Annotated in this window: 13 protein-coding genes; all 13 read left to right on the top strand. The window is 64.0% G+C overall.

Annotated elements, in window-relative coordinates:
- Positions 1–168 precede the first annotated feature (168 nt).
- The 13 genes from leuC (at position 169) to KY495_RS15700 (ending at position 15,073) form a co-directional block, all read left to right on the top strand.
- The gene (gene leuC / locus KY495_RS15640; protein ID WP_219880312.1) at positions 169–1,572 is read left to right on the top strand and encodes a 3-isopropylmalate dehydratase large subunit; all 1,404 of its coding nucleotides are present in this window, start codon (positions 169–171) and stop codon (positions 1,570–1,572) included.
- Positions 1,573–1,618: 46 nt separating this feature from the next.
- On the top strand, positions 1,619–2,266 hold the full coding sequence (leuD, locus tag KY495_RS15645) for a 3-isopropylmalate dehydratase small subunit (RefSeq protein WP_219880313.1): 648 nt from the start codon (positions 1,619–1,621) through the stop codon (positions 2,264–2,266).
- 10 nt (positions 2,267–2,276) lie between these two features.
- On the top strand, positions 2,277–3,347 hold the full coding sequence (gene leuB / locus KY495_RS15650; RefSeq protein WP_219880314.1) for a 3-isopropylmalate dehydrogenase: 1,071 nt from the start codon (positions 2,277–2,279) through the stop codon (positions 3,345–3,347).
- A gap of 37 nt (positions 3,348–3,384) precedes the next feature.
- On the top strand, positions 3,385–4,512 hold the full coding sequence (gene asd, locus KY495_RS15655) for an aspartate-semialdehyde dehydrogenase (RefSeq protein WP_219884277.1): 1,128 nt from the start codon (positions 3,385–3,387) through the stop codon (positions 4,510–4,512).
- Between the two features lie 264 nt (positions 4,513–4,776).
- A complete protein-coding gene (locus KY495_RS15660) occupies positions 4,777–7,566 on the top strand; it encodes a FimV/HubP family polar landmark protein (RefSeq protein WP_219880315.1) in 2,790 nt (929 codons plus the stop codon).
- 71 nt (positions 7,567–7,637) lie between these two features.
- Positions 7,638–8,435, top strand: coding sequence for a tRNA pseudouridine(38-40) synthase TruA (truA, locus tag KY495_RS15665; RefSeq protein WP_219880316.1), 798 nt, complete (start codon positions 7,638–7,640; stop codon positions 8,433–8,435).
- Between the two features lie 2 nt (positions 8,436–8,437).
- Complete coding sequence (locus tag KY495_RS15670; RefSeq protein WP_219880317.1) at positions 8,438–9,130, top strand: phosphoribosylanthranilate isomerase; 693 nt, start codon at positions 8,438–8,440, stop codon at positions 9,128–9,130.
- Positions 9,114–10,361 carry a tryptophan synthase subunit beta gene (trpB, locus tag KY495_RS15675; protein WP_219880318.1) on the top strand — a complete coding sequence of 416 codons (1,248 nt, stop codon included), beginning with the start codon at positions 9,114–9,116 and terminating at the stop codon, positions 10,359–10,361. The genes KY495_RS15670 and trpB overlap by 17 nt, the downstream gene beginning before the upstream one ends.
- Before the next feature lie 94 nt (positions 10,362–10,455).
- On the top strand, positions 10,456–11,253 hold the full coding sequence (gene trpA, locus KY495_RS15680) for a tryptophan synthase subunit alpha (protein WP_219880319.1): 798 nt from the start codon (positions 10,456–10,458) through the stop codon (positions 11,251–11,253).
- A gap of 184 nt (positions 11,254–11,437) precedes the next feature.
- On the top strand, positions 11,438–12,310 hold the full coding sequence (gene accD / locus KY495_RS15685; RefSeq protein WP_219880320.1) for an acetyl-CoA carboxylase, carboxyltransferase subunit beta: 873 nt from the start codon (positions 11,438–11,440) through the stop codon (positions 12,308–12,310).
- A 74-nt stretch (positions 12,311–12,384) separates the two neighbouring features.
- The gene (gene folC, locus KY495_RS15690) at positions 12,385–13,683 is read left to right on the top strand and encodes a bifunctional tetrahydrofolate synthase/dihydrofolate synthase (RefSeq protein WP_219880321.1); all 1,299 of its coding nucleotides are present in this window, start codon (positions 12,385–12,387) and stop codon (positions 13,681–13,683) included.
- Positions 13,684–13,693: 10 nt separating this feature from the next.
- A complete protein-coding gene (locus KY495_RS15695) occupies positions 13,694–14,563 on the top strand; it encodes an SPOR domain-containing protein (RefSeq protein WP_219880322.1) in 870 nt (289 codons plus the stop codon).
- A gap of 21 nt (positions 14,564–14,584) precedes the next feature.
- On the top strand, positions 14,585–15,073 hold the full coding sequence (locus KY495_RS15700) for a CvpA family protein (protein ID WP_219880323.1): 489 nt from the start codon (positions 14,585–14,587) through the stop codon (positions 15,071–15,073).
- The last annotated feature ends 10 nt before the right edge of the window (positions 15,074–15,083 follow it).

The raw sequence follows: 15,083 nt of genomic DNA on the forward strand, positions 1-15,083 counted from the left end.
TTCGTTCGCTCACATGATACATATGGCGAACAAAGTTCATGAAAATCGTATCAAAAATTACTAAAGTATCAAAAAGGGGGGCGGCTTACTGCATTGCACAAATATGGCATAATCAACTGAAGAGGCCATTTTTGCGCCGTGACACCGTAGTTCCTTGCCGCCCCCGCCATGATAAAAACGCTCTACGACAAACTCTGGGAATCGCACGTTGTGCGCGCCGACGACGACGGCACCACGGTGCTGTACATCGACCGCCACCTCGTCCATGAAGTGACCAGCCCCCAGGCCTTCGACGGCCTGCGCGCCGCCGGCCGCCCCTTGTGGCGTACCTCGGCCAACCTGGCCGTGGCCGACCATAATGTGCCCACCACCGACCGCAAGGACGGCATCGCCGATCCCACCTCGCGCCTGCAGGTGGAAACGCTCGACGCCAACGCGAAAAGCTATGGCCTGACCTACTTCAACATGAACGACAAGCGCCAGGGCATCGTGCATGTCATCGGTCCGGAGCAGGGCGCCACGCTGCCCGGCATGACGGTGGTGTGCGGCGACTCGCACACGTCCACCCACGGCGCCTTTGGCTGCCTGGCGCATGGCATCGGCACCTCCGAAGTGGAGCACGTGCTGGCCACCCAGACCCTGCTGGCCAAGAAATCGAAGGCCATGCTGGTGCAGGTCGACGGTGCGCTGCCGCCGGGCGTGACCGCCAAGGATATCGTGCTGGCCGTGATCGGCAAGATCGGCACCGCCGGCGGCACCGGTTATGCCATCGAGTTTGGCGGCTCCACCATCCGCGCCCTGTCCATGGAGGGGCGCATGACCATCTGTAACATGGCCATTGAGGCGGGCGCCCGCGCCGGCATGGTGGCGGTGGACGACACCACCATCAACTACGTCAAGGGCCGCCCGTTTTCGCCAGCCGGCCCGCACTGGGACCGCGCGGTTGACTACTGGCGCACGCTGCACTCCGACCCCGGTGCAAAGTTCGACCTGGTGGTCACGCTCAACGCCGCCGACATCAAGCCGCAGGTCACCTGGGGCACTTCGCCCGAGATGGTCACGGCCATCGATGGCCGCGTGCCCGACCCCGACCTCGAAAAGGACGCGGTACGGCGCGACGCCATGGAAAAGGCGCTGGTGTACATGAACCTCAAGCCCAACACGCCGATCGAAGACATCCGCATCGACAAGGTCTTTATCGGCTCGTGCACCAATTCGCGGATTGAAGACCTGCGCGCCGCCGCCGCTGTTGTACGCGGCAAGCACCGCGCCCCGAATGTGCGCCTGGCGCTGGTGGTGCCCGGGTCCGGACTGGTAAAAGACCAGGCCGAGCGCGAAGGGCTGGACAAGATTTTCCGCGATGCCGGCTTTGAATGGCGCGAGCCGGGCTGCTCGATGTGCCTGGCCATGAATGCCGACCGGCTCGAGCCCGGCGAGCGCTGCGCTTCCACCTCGAACCGCAATTTCGAGGGCCGCCAGGGGCAGGGCGGACGCACCCACCTGGTGTCGCCGGCCATGGCAGCTGCTGCCGGCATCACGGGTCACTTTGTCGACGTGCGCGCACTGCGCTGATGAACAACCACCGACGGCGCCAGGCGCCGTCCACCTAGCGAAGTCCATGGAAAAATTCACGATTTACGAAGGACTGGTGGCACCGCTTGACCGGGCCAATGTCGACACCGACGCCATCATTCCCAAGCAGTTCCTCAAGTCGATCCATCGCACCGGCTTTGGCCCCAACCTGTTCGACGAGTGGCGCTACCTGGACCACGGCGAACCGGGGCAGGACAACAGCAGCCGTCCGCTCAACCCGGATTTTGTGCTCAACCAGGCGCGCTACCAGGGTGCGTCGATCCTGCTCACGCGCAAGAACTTTGGCTGCGGCTCCTCGCGCGAACACGCGCCATGGGCGCTCGACCAGTACGGCTTTCGCGCCATCATCGCGCCCAGCTTTGCCGACATTTTCTTTAACAACTGCTACAAGAGCGGCCTGCTGCCCATCGTACTGCCGGAGTCGCAGGTCGATCAGCTGTTCAATGAAGTAAAGGCCTTTCCCGGTTTTCGCCTGGTGGTGGACCTGGAAGCGCAGCGCATTGCCACCGCCAATGGGGCGCTGTCGTACGAGTTCCAGATCGACCCGTTTCGCAAGTACTGCCTCATGAACGGGCTGGACGACATCGGCCTCACGCTGCGCCACGCCGACGAGATCCGCGCCTTTGAAGAGCGCCACCTCGCCGCCCAGCCCTGGCTGGCCAACTCCATCTGATGATACGAACATGAAAATTGCTATTCTCCCCGGTGACGGAATTGGTCCTGAAATCATGGCGCAGGCAGTCAAGGTGCTTGGCGTGCTGGGCGAACGCTTTGAGCTCGAAAGCGCGCAAGTGGGCGGCGCCGGTTACGCAGCGCACGGCCACCCGCTGCCGCCGGCCACGCTGGCGCTGGCCAAGAGCGCCGACGCGGTGCTGTTCGGCGCCGTGGGGGACTACCAGTACGACAAGCTCGAACGCGCCCTGCGCCCGGAGCAGGCCATTCTTGGCCTGCGCAAGGAGCTGGGCCTGTTCGCCAACCTGCGCCCGGCCATCCTGTATCCGGAACTGGCCGGCGCCTCCACGCTCAAGCCTGAGGTGGTGGCGGGCCTGGACATCCTGATCATCCGCGAACTGACCGGCGACATCTACTTCGGCAAGCCGCGCGGCGTGCGCGAATGCCCCGACGGCCCGTTCCAGGGCCAGCGCGAAGGCTTCGACACCATGCGCTATGCCGAAGGCGAGATCCGCCGCATCGCCCACGTGGCCTTCCAGGCCGCGCAAAAGCGCGATCGCCGCGTCACCAGCGTGGACAAGGCCAATGTGCTGGAAACGGGCCAGTTCTGGCGTGATATCGTCACCGACGTGCACAAGGAATACGCCGACGTGGAGCTCGAACACATGTACGTCGACAACGCCGCCATGCAGCTGGTGCGCGCGCCGAAAAAATTCGACGTCCTCGTCACCGGCAACATGTTTGGCGATATCCTGTCCGACTGCGCGGCCATGCTGACCGGCTCCATCGGCATGCTGCCATCGGCCTCGCTCGACGCCAGCAACAAGGGCCTGTACGAACCCTCGCACGGCTCGGCCCCCGACATCGCGGGCAAGGGCATTGCCAACCCGCTGGCCACGATCCTGTCGGCGGCCATGATGCTGCGTTTTTCGCTTGGCAAGGCCGAGCAGGCCACGCGCATCGAAAACGCCGTCAAGGCGGTGCTGGCGCAGGGACTGCGCACGGCCGACATTTACGAAGCGGGCACCACCCGCGTGGGCACGGCGGAGATGGGCGACGCGGTGGTCAGGGCGCTGGCGTAGCGCCGTTTCAAAGAATTTTTTAACCAGAGAGAAGATGATGACTTTAGTTGGCTTGGTAGGTTGGCGCGGTATGGTCGGTTCGGTCCTGATGCAGCGCATGCAGGACGAGGGTGATTTCGCCCACATTGAACCTGTGTTCTTCACCACCTCGAACGCGGGCGGCAAGGCCCCGGCGATGGCGAAAAACGAAACCACCCTGAAGGACGCGACCGACATTACCGAGCTGTCGAAATGCGAGATCATCATCTCCTGCCAGGGCGGCGACTACACCAGCGAGGTCTTTCCGAAGCTGCGCGCGGCCGGCTGGAACGGCTACTGGATCGATGCCGCATCGACCTTGCGCATGAACGACGACGCCGTCATCGTGCTCGACCCGGTCAACCTGGACGTGATCAAGAACGCCATGACGCGCGGCGTGAAGAACTACATTGGCGGCAACTGCACCGTGTCGTGCATGCTCATGGGCCTGGGCGGCCTGTTCCAGCACAAGCTGGTGGACTGGATGACGTCCATGACCTACCAGGCGGCCTCCGGCGGCGGCGCCCAGCACATGCGCGAACTGCTCACGCAATTTGGCACCATCAACGCGGCCGTGCGTCCGCTGCTGGACAACCCGGCTGCCGCCATCCTGGACATCGACCGCGGCGTGCTGGCCACCCAGCACGGCTTTGCGCCGGACGAGATCAAGCAGTTCGGCGCGCCGCTGGCAGGCAACCTGATTCCCTGGATCGACAAGGACCTGGGCAATGGCCAGTCCAAGGAAGAGTGGAAGGCCGGCGCCGAGACCAACAAGATCCTCGGCCTGGGCGATGCTTTCGGCAGCGCCCCGATCCCGGTCGATGGCCTGTGCGTGCGCATCGGCGCCATGCGCTGCCACTCGCAGGCACTGACCATCAAGCTGAAAAAGGATGTGCCGCTCGACGAGATCGTCGACATCATCGCCCAGAACAACCAGTGGGTAAAAGTGGTGCCGAACACGCGCGAAGACTCGGTGCGCGACCTGTCGCCGGCCGCCGTCACCGGCAGCCTGACCATTCCGGTGGGCCGCCTGCGCAAAATGTCGATGGGTGGCGAATACCTGTCCGCTTTCACGGTCGGCGACCAGCTCCTGTGGGGCGCGGCCGAGCCGCTGCGCCGCATGCTGCGCATCATCCTCGACAAGTAACATCGCGCCAGCTGTTCGAGCAAATCCGACAACTAACTCCGACAAGTTAGTTGTTTCGCCTGCCAGATTCTTTGTGATTTTTTCAAGATGACGGACCGGCCACATGTTGTGGCCGGTGTGCGAAAGTCGCCAGCAAAATGCGCGTTTACAGGGACTTACGGGTCACATGTCATCCAAAAGCTTGCATGCCTTAGAGCATGATGATATGTTGAGACTTCCGGGAAACCCTGCTTTCTCGCCAGTCAACTCATAATGCCCCCAACTATGCATTTAAACACTCGCTCCAAGATAACCTCGTTCGCGTTGAAGACCCTCACCAGCGCGGTCGCCAGTGCAGTGTTTCTGTCGTCCGCCGCGTACGCCGCCGGCCTCGGCAAACTCACCGTCATGTCCGGACTCGGACAGCCGCTGAACGCGGAAATCGAGCTCACGTCTGTGTCTGCCGAAGAAGCCAGGAGCCTGTCGGCCCGGCTCGCCCCGGCCGAAGCCTTCCGCCAGGCCAATATCGAATTCAACCCGGCCCTGGCTACCCTGCGCTTTAGTGTGGAACAGCGCGGCAACCGCCAGTACATCAAGATCACCTCGTCGCAACCGGTCAATGAACCGTTTGTGGACCTGTTGCTGGAACTGACCTGGAGCAGCGGCAAACTGGTGCGCGAATACACCTTCCTGCTCGATCCGGTGGACCTGCGGACCACCCAGTCGGCCCAGGTGGCGCCACCGGCGGCCCGCACCCCGGCACCGGCCGCGCCGCGCCCGGTCGCGCGCGCCACGCCGCAAGATGCGGCGCCCGCACCAGTGCCACAGCAGCAAGCCCAACAGCAGCAAGCCCAGCAGCCGCGCCCTGCCACCCAGCAAGCCAATCCGACGCCACAGCGCAGCGACAGCCCGAGCCAGTACAAGGTGCGTCCAGGCGATACCCTGGGCCGCATTGCGTCCGAACTCAAGCCGGTCGAAGTCTCGCTCGACATGATGCTGGTGGCGCTGTACCGCGCCAATCCGGACGCATTCTCAGGCAACAATATGAACCGCCTGAAATCGGGCCAGATCCTGTCGGTGCCCGATACCGCTGCCATCAAGGGCACGGGTGCCGGCGAAGCGCGTGGCGTGGTGGTGGCCCATGCGGCCGACTTCAATGCCTACCGCAACAAGCTGGCAGGGCAGGTGGCCACGGCAGCGCCGGACCGCGCGCCGGAAACCACGCAAAGCACGGGCGGCAAGATCACGTCCAAGGTGGAAGAGCGCCGCACCCCGGTCAATGAATCGAAAGACCAGCTGCGCCTGTCCAAGGCCACCGACGACACCAGCAAGGCCGCCGCCGCGCGTGAAGAAGAGCGCATCGCCAAGGAAAAGGCGCTGGCCGATGCCACCGCCCGCGTGCGCGAACTGGAACGCAACGTCAGCGAGCTGGAAAAGCTCGTCACAGTCAAGAGCCAGGCCGGCGCCGGCGCCCAAAAGCCGGCAGCAGTCGCACCTGCGGCCACGCCGCCAGCGGCGACACCGGCCGCGACGGCCCCGTCCCGGCCTGCCGCCACAGAGCCGGCGCCTGCCGTGACCGAAACGGCCACGCCGGCTGCACCGGCAGTCGTGGCCGAAACGCCGCCAGCGGCCGCCGAAAAGCCGGTCCGCACCCGCAAGAGCGCCAAGCCGGCAGCGGCCGCGCCGGCCGAGCCAACCCTGTTCGACACCCTGGCCGACAACCTGTGGCTGATCCTCGGTGTCCTGGCCGCGCTGGCCCTGGCCGCATTTGCCTTCGTGACCATGAAGAAGCGGCGCGAAGCGGATACCGGTACCAGCAACGAGCCATCGATCCTGGGCGCGCCGACCGACCAGGCCCATTCGCTGTTTGCCGAAACGGGCGGCCAGAGCGTGGACACCAGCAACAGCGTGTTCAACTCCAGCTTCGCACCGTCGGCCAGCCAGCTCGACACCAATGAAGTCGATCCGGTGGCCGAAGCGGACGTGTACATTGCCTACGGCCGCGATGCCCAGGCCGAGGAAATCCTCAAGGAAGCCCTGCGTACCCATCCGGAGCGCTACCCTGTCCGCCTCAAGCTGCTTGAAATCTACGCTGCCCGCAAGGATACGCGCGCCTTCGAAGCCCAGGCAACCGACCTGTACAGCATGACCAAAGGGCAGGGCGACGAGTGGGCCCAAGCCGCTGCGCTGGGTCTGGCCATCGATCCGCTCAATCCGATGTATGCCAGCGCTGCCAATTCCGGTCCCTCGACCGTGATCCCGGCTGCCGCTGCTTCGTCGGTCAGCCTGAACAAGCCTGACGTCATGCCCGATGTGCCGACCGACATGGCCGTTCCTGCCGCCGCCGCGCCGGTCGCTGCCGCCGCCGCCCCCGCTGCCGAAGACCATACCCTGGACTTCGACCTCGGTGGTCTCGGCTTCCAGAACGTTGATGCGACGGCCCAGCCGGCACCGGCGGCCGATGCCAACGACATGGACTTCACCCTGCCCGACGCGGTGACCCCGCAGCCGGTGGCCAAGGCCGATGCGCCGGTGGACATGGATTTCAACATGGACTTCGACGCGCCGGCCGCGCCGGCCGCCCAGCATGCCAAGGCCCTGGACGACATCAGCCTGGACCTGTCGAGCAATGACTTCACCATCGACAGCAAGAATGACCTCGATGGCATGGGCGAGCTGGCCAACTCCTTCATTCCTGGTTCGCCACCGGTCTCGGCCACGCCAGCCGCCGCCGCACCGGCGTCCGGTGACCTCGACCTGTCGGACATGAACTTTGACCTGCCCCAGTCCACGCCGCCTGCACAGCCAGCGTCAAGCTTTGACATGGGCAGCATCGATCTGGACCTGCCGGCCGACAACAACGCCACCGCGCTGCCGGACTTTGGCAGCACCATGCTCGACTCGGGCGACCTGTCGGCCCTGCACACGGAAATGGAGACCAAGCTGGACCTGGCGATCGCTTACCAGGAAATTGGCGACAAGGAAGGTGCACGTGAACTGCTGGACGAAGTCATCAAGGGCGGCAGCGCCGAGCAGGTGGGCAAGGCCAACGCCATGCGTGCCCAGCTGGCATAATCGTCACTGATCATCGTCACTGATCATCGTCACTAAGCACCGTCACTTCGCATGAGAGTACTGGACGCACTTTGAAACGGATAGCATTGGGTGTCCAGTACGACGGTACTGCCTGGAACGGGTACCAGAAACAGCCAGATCGACAGACAGTCCAGGACCAGCTTGAAATCGCGCTCGAACAATTCGGGCGCGTTCCCCTTTCCACCACCTGCGCGGGCCGCACCGATACCGGTGTCCATGCCCTGGAGCAGGTCATTCACTTTGATACCGAACTCGACCGCGCCATGGCATCGTGGGTGCGCGGCGTCAACGCCTTCCTGCCGCCGTCAATTGCCGTGCGCTGGGCCAGCGAGATTCCCGCCCTGCCCGGGCAGGAATTCCATGCCCGCTTTTCCGCCTTTGCGCGCACCTACCATTACGTGCTCTACAATCATCCCGTGCGCTCGCCCCTCTTGGTGGGCCGCGCCGGCTGGACCTTCCGCCCGCTCGACGTCGAGCGCATGCACGCCGCCGCCCAGTGCCTGGTCGGCACCCATGATTTTTCCGCCTTCCGCTCGTCCCAGTGCCAGGCAAAGACGCCGGTCAAGCAGATGCATTCGGTCACTGTGGAGCGGCGCGGTGAAGCGATTGTCTTCACCTTGCGCGCCAGTGCTTTCCTGCACCACATGGTGCGCAACCTGATCGGCTCGCTCATTTACGTGGGCCAGGGCCGCCACGACCCGGCGTGGCTGCGCGACGTGCTCGACGGGCGCGACCGCAATGATGCCGCGCCGACATTCATGCCGGACGGGCTGTATCTGGCCAAAATAGATTACGATCCCAAGTGGGGACTGCCGCAGGACGCGACCAGCCCGTTACCCTGGTTTTGACCATGCCACGCACCCGTATCAAGATTTGCGGCCTCACGCGGCCGGAAGATGTGCGCGCCGCCGTTGCCAGCGGCGCCGATGCGCTCGGCTTCGTGTTCTACCCGAAGAGCCCGCGCTACGTCACGCCCGCCCAGGCCGGCGCCCTGATGGCGGCCGCGCCGCCCTTCGTGTCCACCGTGGCCCTGTTTGTCAACGCGAGTGTGGAGGAAGTGCGGACCGTGGCCCTGGTGGCCCCGTTTTCGCAGCTGCAATTCCATGGCGATGAGACGCCCGAGCAGTGCGCGGCCATTGCCGGCGCCGTCCACCGACCGTTTTTGCGGGTGTTTCGGGTCAGGCCGGACACGACCGGCGCCGATTTGCTAGAATACGAGCAGAAATATCGCGCTGCCAGCCGGCTGTGTTCGGGCCTTTTGCTCGACACCCATGTCGAGGAATATGGCGGCGCAGGAAAGGTGTTCGATTGGTCTCTCATTCCAAAAGATCTCGCGCCTCGGGTCGTTTTAAGTGGTGGCTTGAGCGTAAGCAGCGCGACTGACGCGGTGGTCTCCGTTCGTCCCTATGCCGTCGACATCAGCAGTGGTGTCGAAGCGAGCAAGGGTATCAAGGACGCCCGCAAGATTGCCGCTTTTGCCGCGGCAGTGCGGGCTGGCGACAGCACCATTGAAAGCGAGAATTTCCATGAAAGACGCACCTGAGCGCGCCGCGGCCGCTCCCCTGTTCCAGACTCCCGACTACCAATTTCCCGACGCGCGTGGCCATTTTGGCCCGTATGGGGGCTCTTTTGTGGCTGAAACGCTCAGCCACGCCCTGGCAGAACTGAACGAGGCGTATGCCCGCTATAGCCAGGACCAGGCATTCCTGGATGAATTCCGCTACGAGCTCAAGCACTTCGTTGGCCGTCCCTCGCCCATCTATCACGCCAGGCGCTGGTCCGAGCAGCAGGGCGGGGCCCAGATCTTCTTCAAGCGCGAAGACCTCAACCACACCGGCGCCCACAAGATCAACAATGTGATCGGCCAGGCGCTGCTGGCCCGGCGCATGGGCAAGCCGCGCATCATCGCCGAAACCGGCGCCGGCCAGCACGGCGTGGCCACGGCCACCATCTGCGCCCGCTTTGGCCTGGAGTGCGTGGTGTACATGGGCAGCGAGGATGTCAAGCGCCAGGCCCAGAACGTGTACCGCATGAAGCTGCTGGGGGCCACGGTGGTGCCGGTGGAGTCGGGCTCCAGGACGCTCAAGGATGCACTCAACGAAGCCATGCGCGACTGGGTCACCAACATTGAAAATACCTTCTACATCATCGGCACCGTGGCAGGTCCCCACCCGTATCCGATGATGGTGCGCGACTTCCAGTCCGTGATCGGCGAGGAATGCCTGGTGCAGATGCCGGAAATGACGGGGCGCCAGCCGGACTACGTCATGGCCTGCATTGGCGGCGGCTCCAACGCCATGGGCATTTTCTATCCCTACATCGACGAGAAAAACGTCAGGCTGGTGGGCGTGGAAGCGGCCGGCGAGGGCCTGGACTCGGGCAAGCATTCAGCGTCGCTTACGGCCGGCATTCCCGGCGTCTTGCACGGCAACCGCACCTACCTGCTGCAGGATGAAAACGGCCAGATCATCGAGACCCATTCGGTGTCGGCGGGCCTGGACTATCCGGGCGTGGGGCCGGAACACGCCTGGCTCAAGGATTCGCTGCGCGCCGAGTACGTGTCGGTGACGGACGAGGAAGCGCTCAAGGCTTTCCACGACTGCTGCCATATCGAAGGCATCATCCCGGCGCTGGAGTCGTCGCACGCGATCGCGTACGCGGCCAAACTGGCGGCCACGCTGCCCAAAGAGCAGACCATCCTGGTCAACCTGTCGGGGCGCGGCGACAAGGACATGCACACGGTGGCCGAACGCATGGGGCTTAACTTCGGTTAGACCCGGCGCCTGGCCTGCAGCGTTCCCGCTGTGCGCGGGGACGCATTCACGACGCTCATTCGTATAAACCGTTTGCAAGAATCATAAAATCATCATGTCCAGAATCGCTCCAACCTTTGCCGCGCTCGCGGCCCAGAACAAAACCGGTCTCGTGACCTTCATTACCGCAGGCGACCCGGGTCCTGAAATGACCGTGCCGCTGATGCACGCACTCGTTGCCGGCGGCGCCGACGTGCTCGAACTTGGCGTGCCGTTTTCCGATCCGATGGCCGAAGGCCCCGTCATCCAGCGCGCCTGCGAGCGGGCCCTCGCTTTTGGCGTGGGCATGAAGGACGTGCTGGGCTTCGTGCGCCAGTTCCGCGAAACCAACCAGCACACGCCCGTGGTGCTGATGGGCTATGCCAATCCCATCGAGCGGATCGGCACCGACAACTTCATCAAGGCGTCAAAAGAGGCCGGTGCTGACGGCGCCATCGTGGTCGACTATCCGCCCGAGGAATGCGAAGAATTCGCCGTGGCCATGCGCGCGGCGGAACTGGACCTGATCTTCCTGCTCGCGCCAACCTCCACGCCGGAGCGCATCGCGCAGGTGGCGCGCTTTGGCAGCGGCTTTAGCTACTACGTGTCGCTCAAGGGCGTCACGGGCGCCGGCAATATCGATACCGATGATGTGGCGCGCCGCCTGGCGGCCATCCGCCAGCATGTGAAGCTGCCCATCGGTGTCGGTTTCGGCATCCGCGACGCGGCCACCGCCAAAGCCGTGGCGGCAGTGGCCGACGCGGTCGTCATCGGCAGCCGCATCATCCAGGAAATCGAGGCCACCCCGAAAGAGCAGGTGGTGCAAGCGGTGACGGCATTCGTGGGCGGCATTCGCCAGGCACTGGACAGCTGACCGGCAGGCCAATACTTTCCGCGCTTAAACGGAACGCCACCTCCGCCTGCGCGGGAGTATCATCGGCCCCTGTCGCCCTGCTTAAGTAATTGCCATAAGGCAATGTTTCCGCCTTTATGTTCGACAAGCACGACCTTAACCGCTACACTACCGACCACGAAAGATTTGCCGCAGAGGAGAATGTATGAGCTGGTTGGAAAAACTGCTGCCCCCACGAATCCAGCGCAACGACGCTGCCTCCCGCAAGACCATGCCGGAAGGCCTGTGGGTGAAATGTCCGTCGTGCGAAGCGGTGCTCTATCGCACCGACCTCGAGTCCAATCTGCACGTCTGCCCCAAATGCGACCACCACATGCGCATCCGTGCGCGCGAGCGCCTCGACGGCCTGCTCGACGAAGGCGGGCGCTATGAAATCGGCCAGGAAGCACTGCCGGTCGACACGCTCAAATTCAAGGACAGCAAGAAGTATCCTGACCGCCTCAAGGCTGCCATGGATGCCACCGGCGAAACCGATGCCCTGATCGTGCTGGGTGGCTCCATCATGAGCCTGCCGGTCGTGGTGGCCTGCTTTGAATTTGAATTCATGGGCGGCTCCATGGGCTCGGTGGTGGGCGAGCGCTTTGTGCGCGGCGCCCAGATCGCGCTCGAGCAGAAGGTGCCGTTCATCTGCATTACCGCTACCGGCGGCGCGCGCATGCAGGAAGGCTTGCTGTCGCTGATGCAGATGGCAAAAACCACCGCCATGCTGACCAAGCTGTCCGAAAAGAAGCTGCCCTTCATCAGCGTGCTGACCGATCCCACCATGGGCGGCGTGTCCGCATCGTTTGCCTTCATGGGCGACGTCGTCATTGCCGAGCCGAAGGCGCTGATCGGCTTTGCCGGCCCGCGCGTGATCGAGAATACCGTGCGTGAAAAGCTGCCGGAAGGCTTCCAGCGCGCCGAATTCCTGGTCACCAAGGGCGCAGTCGACATGATCGTTGACCGCCGCAAGATGCGCGAAGAAATCGCGCGCCTGCTGGCGCTGCTGCAAGACCAGGCCGCAGAAGTCATCGCTTAACGGCTCGGCTAACTGCTTGTCCCGGGCGGCGCCTTTCACGGCGCCGCCTTTCCTTCTTGGCTTCAATCCTTCCCATGTCCACACTGCCCACCACCTTGCCCGACTGGCTTGCGCTGCTCGAATCACGCCACGCCGAAGTTCATATCGACATGGGCCTGGAGCGGGTGCGCACCGTCAAGGAGCGCATGGCGCTGGCGTTTGCCTGCCCCGTCATCATGGTGGCCGGCACCAATGGCAAGGGTTCCACCTGCGCCATGCTGGAAGCAATCCTGCTGCGCGCGGGCTACAAGGTGGGCCTGTACATCAAGCCGCACTTCCTCGACTTTAACGAGCGCGCCCACGTCAACGGCGCATTGGCCACTGACGAGGCACTGGTGGCCAGCTTTAACGCCGTCGAAGCGCAGCGCGGCGAGATCGACCTGACCTATTTTGAATTCACCACGCTGGCCATCATGCATCTGCTCTCCGGCGCCGGCATGGACGTGGTGATCCTGGAAGTGGGCCTGGGCGGGCGCCTGGACGCGGTCAATGTGATCGACGCCGATGTGGCCATCGTCACCTCGGTCGACATTGACCACACCGACTACCTGGGCGACACGCGCGAGAAAATCGGCTTTGAAAAGGCCGGCATCTTCAGGCCGGGCAAGGCGGCCATTTGCAGCGACCCGGTGCCGCCGGCGTCGCTCGTGGCGCATGCCGAAGCCATTGGCGCCGACCTGTGGCTGCTGGGCCGCGACTTCAACTACAGTGGCGACAAGCAGCAGTGGAATTACGGTGGGCGCGCACTGCGCCGCAATTCGCTGGCCTACCCGAGCCTGCGCGGTGCCAACCAGCTGCTCAACGCCTCGGCCGCCCTGGCCGCGCTGGAAGTACTGCGCCTGGAGTTGCCCACCGGCGCCCAGGACGTGCGTACCGGGCTGGTGGTGGTGGAGTTGCCGGGCCGCTTCCAGGTGCTGCCGGGCCGCCCCACCGTGGTGCTGGACGTGGCCCACAACCCCCACGCGGCCGCTGCGCTTGGCCAGAACCTGGGGAATATGGGTTTCCATGCCTACACCTACGCCGTGTTCGGCATCATGCAGGACAAGGACATTGACGGCGTGATCGCCCCCATGACCGCCCATGTGGATCACTGGTGCCTTGCCGACTTGCCATCGCCGCGTTCGGCAAACTGTGCTGATCTTGCCGCGCGGCTTGAAGCCTTGCCGGACGGCGACAGCAAGCCGGGCGAGCGCAGCGTGACCAGCTTCCCCGATCCTGCTGCCGCTTTTGCAAATGCGATGAGCCGGGCGGGGGAGAATGATAGAATTGTGGTCTTTGGCTCCTTCTACACCGTTGCCGGCGTGATGGCAGCACGAAAAACCTCACATCACTGAAGATAAACGCATGGGCTTGTTCTCGTTCCTCAATAAAAACAAGCAAGAAACCGCCGGCGATGAAGGCGAGTATGTTTCCCGCGACGATGATGCGCTCGCCGCCAAGGCCCGCTCCAAGCGTGCCTCCAGCGCCAACGAGCCTGCGGCCCGCCGCGGCAAGGAAGGGCGCGCCGCCGCCGATCCTGTCCTGCCCGAGAAAAAACGTGCACGGCGCCGCCTGGTAGGGGCCATTGCGCTGGCGTTGGCAGTCGCCATTGGCCTGCCCATGGTGCTCGATTCCGAACCGAGGCCGCTGGCCACCGACATCGATATCCGCATCCCGTCCAAGGAAAAGGCGCCGCCCCAGCAGTTGCCGGCGCCCGAATCGGCGGCTGCGCCCGTGCCCGCCGCCGAGGCCCTCGACACCAGCGAAGAAATCGTGGACCCGGCCGCCAGCGGGGGAACGCCCTCCCGTGCCAAGCCGGAAACCAGGCCTGACACCAGGCCAGGCCCGAAACCGGACATCATGCCCGAGCCGCGCATTGTCGAAAAGCCGCCGGCCAAGGTGGCGGAAGCCAGGCCTGCCGAGCCCAAGCCGGAAGTCAAGCCTGCTGCCAGGACGGACTCGGAACGGGCGCTGGCGATTCTGGAAAACAAACCCGTGCCCGCGCCGGCAGCGGCCAACCAGAAATATACGATTCAGGTCGTTGCCCTGAGTAATCAGGACAAGGTGGCAGAACTGCAAGCAAAGCTGAAGGCGGCCGGTGTGCCGTCCTTTACCCAGAAGGGCAGCGGCGACCTGGTGCGAGTGAAGGTGGGGCCATTTACCAAGGATGAGAGCGACGAGATTCGCGCCAAGCTGGGCAAGCTGGGTCTGTCCGGCGCCATGGTGGCCAATTAACTTTCGGGAGCGGCCACGCGCGTGACGATTTTCGATTATCTGGTGCTGTTTGTGCTGATTGCCTCGATCGTCATCAGCACCTTGCGCGGGCTGGTGAAGGAAATCCTGTCGCTGGTGAGCTGGATCGTGGCCTTCGTGGTGGCCAATATGTACGGCGCCACGCTCGCGCCCATGCTCCCCGACATCATTCCCGGCGACATGATGCGCCTGATCCTGGCCTTCGTGGCGCTGTTCATCGGCGTGCGGCTCTTGATGGCGCTGTTGATGCTGGCAGTGGACGCCATCATCAAGGCCAGTGGCCTGTCGCTGGCAGACCGCGGCCTGGGCGGCCTGTTTGGCCTGGCGCGCGGCATCATATTTGTACTGGCCGGCGTCATGGTGGCCGGCATGACCGATTTACCGAAACAGGCATTCTGGACCAACGCGCTGCTCAGCCCCATGGCCGAGACTGGTGTGCGCACCGTGAAACCGTTTCTGCCGCCGGCACTGTCGCGGCACGTGACCTTTTGAATTTTTAAAA

It is taken from the genome of Massilia sp. PAMC28688, assembly GCF_019443445.1.
Taxonomy (GTDB): Bacteria; Pseudomonadota; Gammaproteobacteria; order Burkholderiales; family Burkholderiaceae_D; genus Telluria_A.

Bases quoted from the DNA above. Each gene is read 5' to 3' on its own strand.
- trpA (WP_219880319.1), top strand. From the start codon at position 10,456: ATGTCCAGAATCGCTCCAACCTTTGCCGCGCTCGCGGCCCAGAACAAA.
- leuD (WP_219880313.1), top strand. From the start codon at position 1,619: ATGGAAAAATTCACGATTTACGAAGGACTGGTGGCACCGCTTGACCGG.
- leuB (WP_219880314.1), top strand. From the start codon at position 2,277: ATGAAAATTGCTATTCTCCCCGGTGACGGAATTGGTCCTGAAATCATG.
- trpB (WP_219880318.1), top strand. From the start codon at position 9,114: ATGAAAGACGCACCTGAGCGCGCCGCGGCCGCTCCCCTGTTCCAGACT.
- leuC (WP_219880312.1), top strand. From the start codon at position 169: ATGATAAAAACGCTCTACGACAAACTCTGGGAATCGCACGTTGTGCGC.
- asd (WP_219884277.1), top strand. From the start codon at position 3,385: ATGACTTTAGTTGGCTTGGTAGGTTGGCGCGGTATGGTCGGTTCGGTC.
- KY495_RS15670 (WP_219880317.1), top strand. From the start codon at position 8,438: ATGCCACGCACCCGTATCAAGATTTGCGGCCTCACGCGGCCGGAAGAT.
- accD (WP_219880320.1), top strand. From the start codon at position 11,438: ATGAGCTGGTTGGAAAAACTGCTGCCCCCACGAATCCAGCGCAACGAC.
- KY495_RS15660 (WP_219880315.1), top strand. From the start codon at position 4,777: ATGCATTTAAACACTCGCTCCAAGATAACCTCGTTCGCGTTGAAGACC.
- folC (WP_219880321.1), top strand. From the start codon at position 12,385: ATGTCCACACTGCCCACCACCTTGCCCGACTGGCTTGCGCTGCTCGAA.
- KY495_RS15695 (WP_219880322.1), top strand. From the start codon at position 13,694: ATGGGCTTGTTCTCGTTCCTCAATAAAAACAAGCAAGAAACCGCCGGC.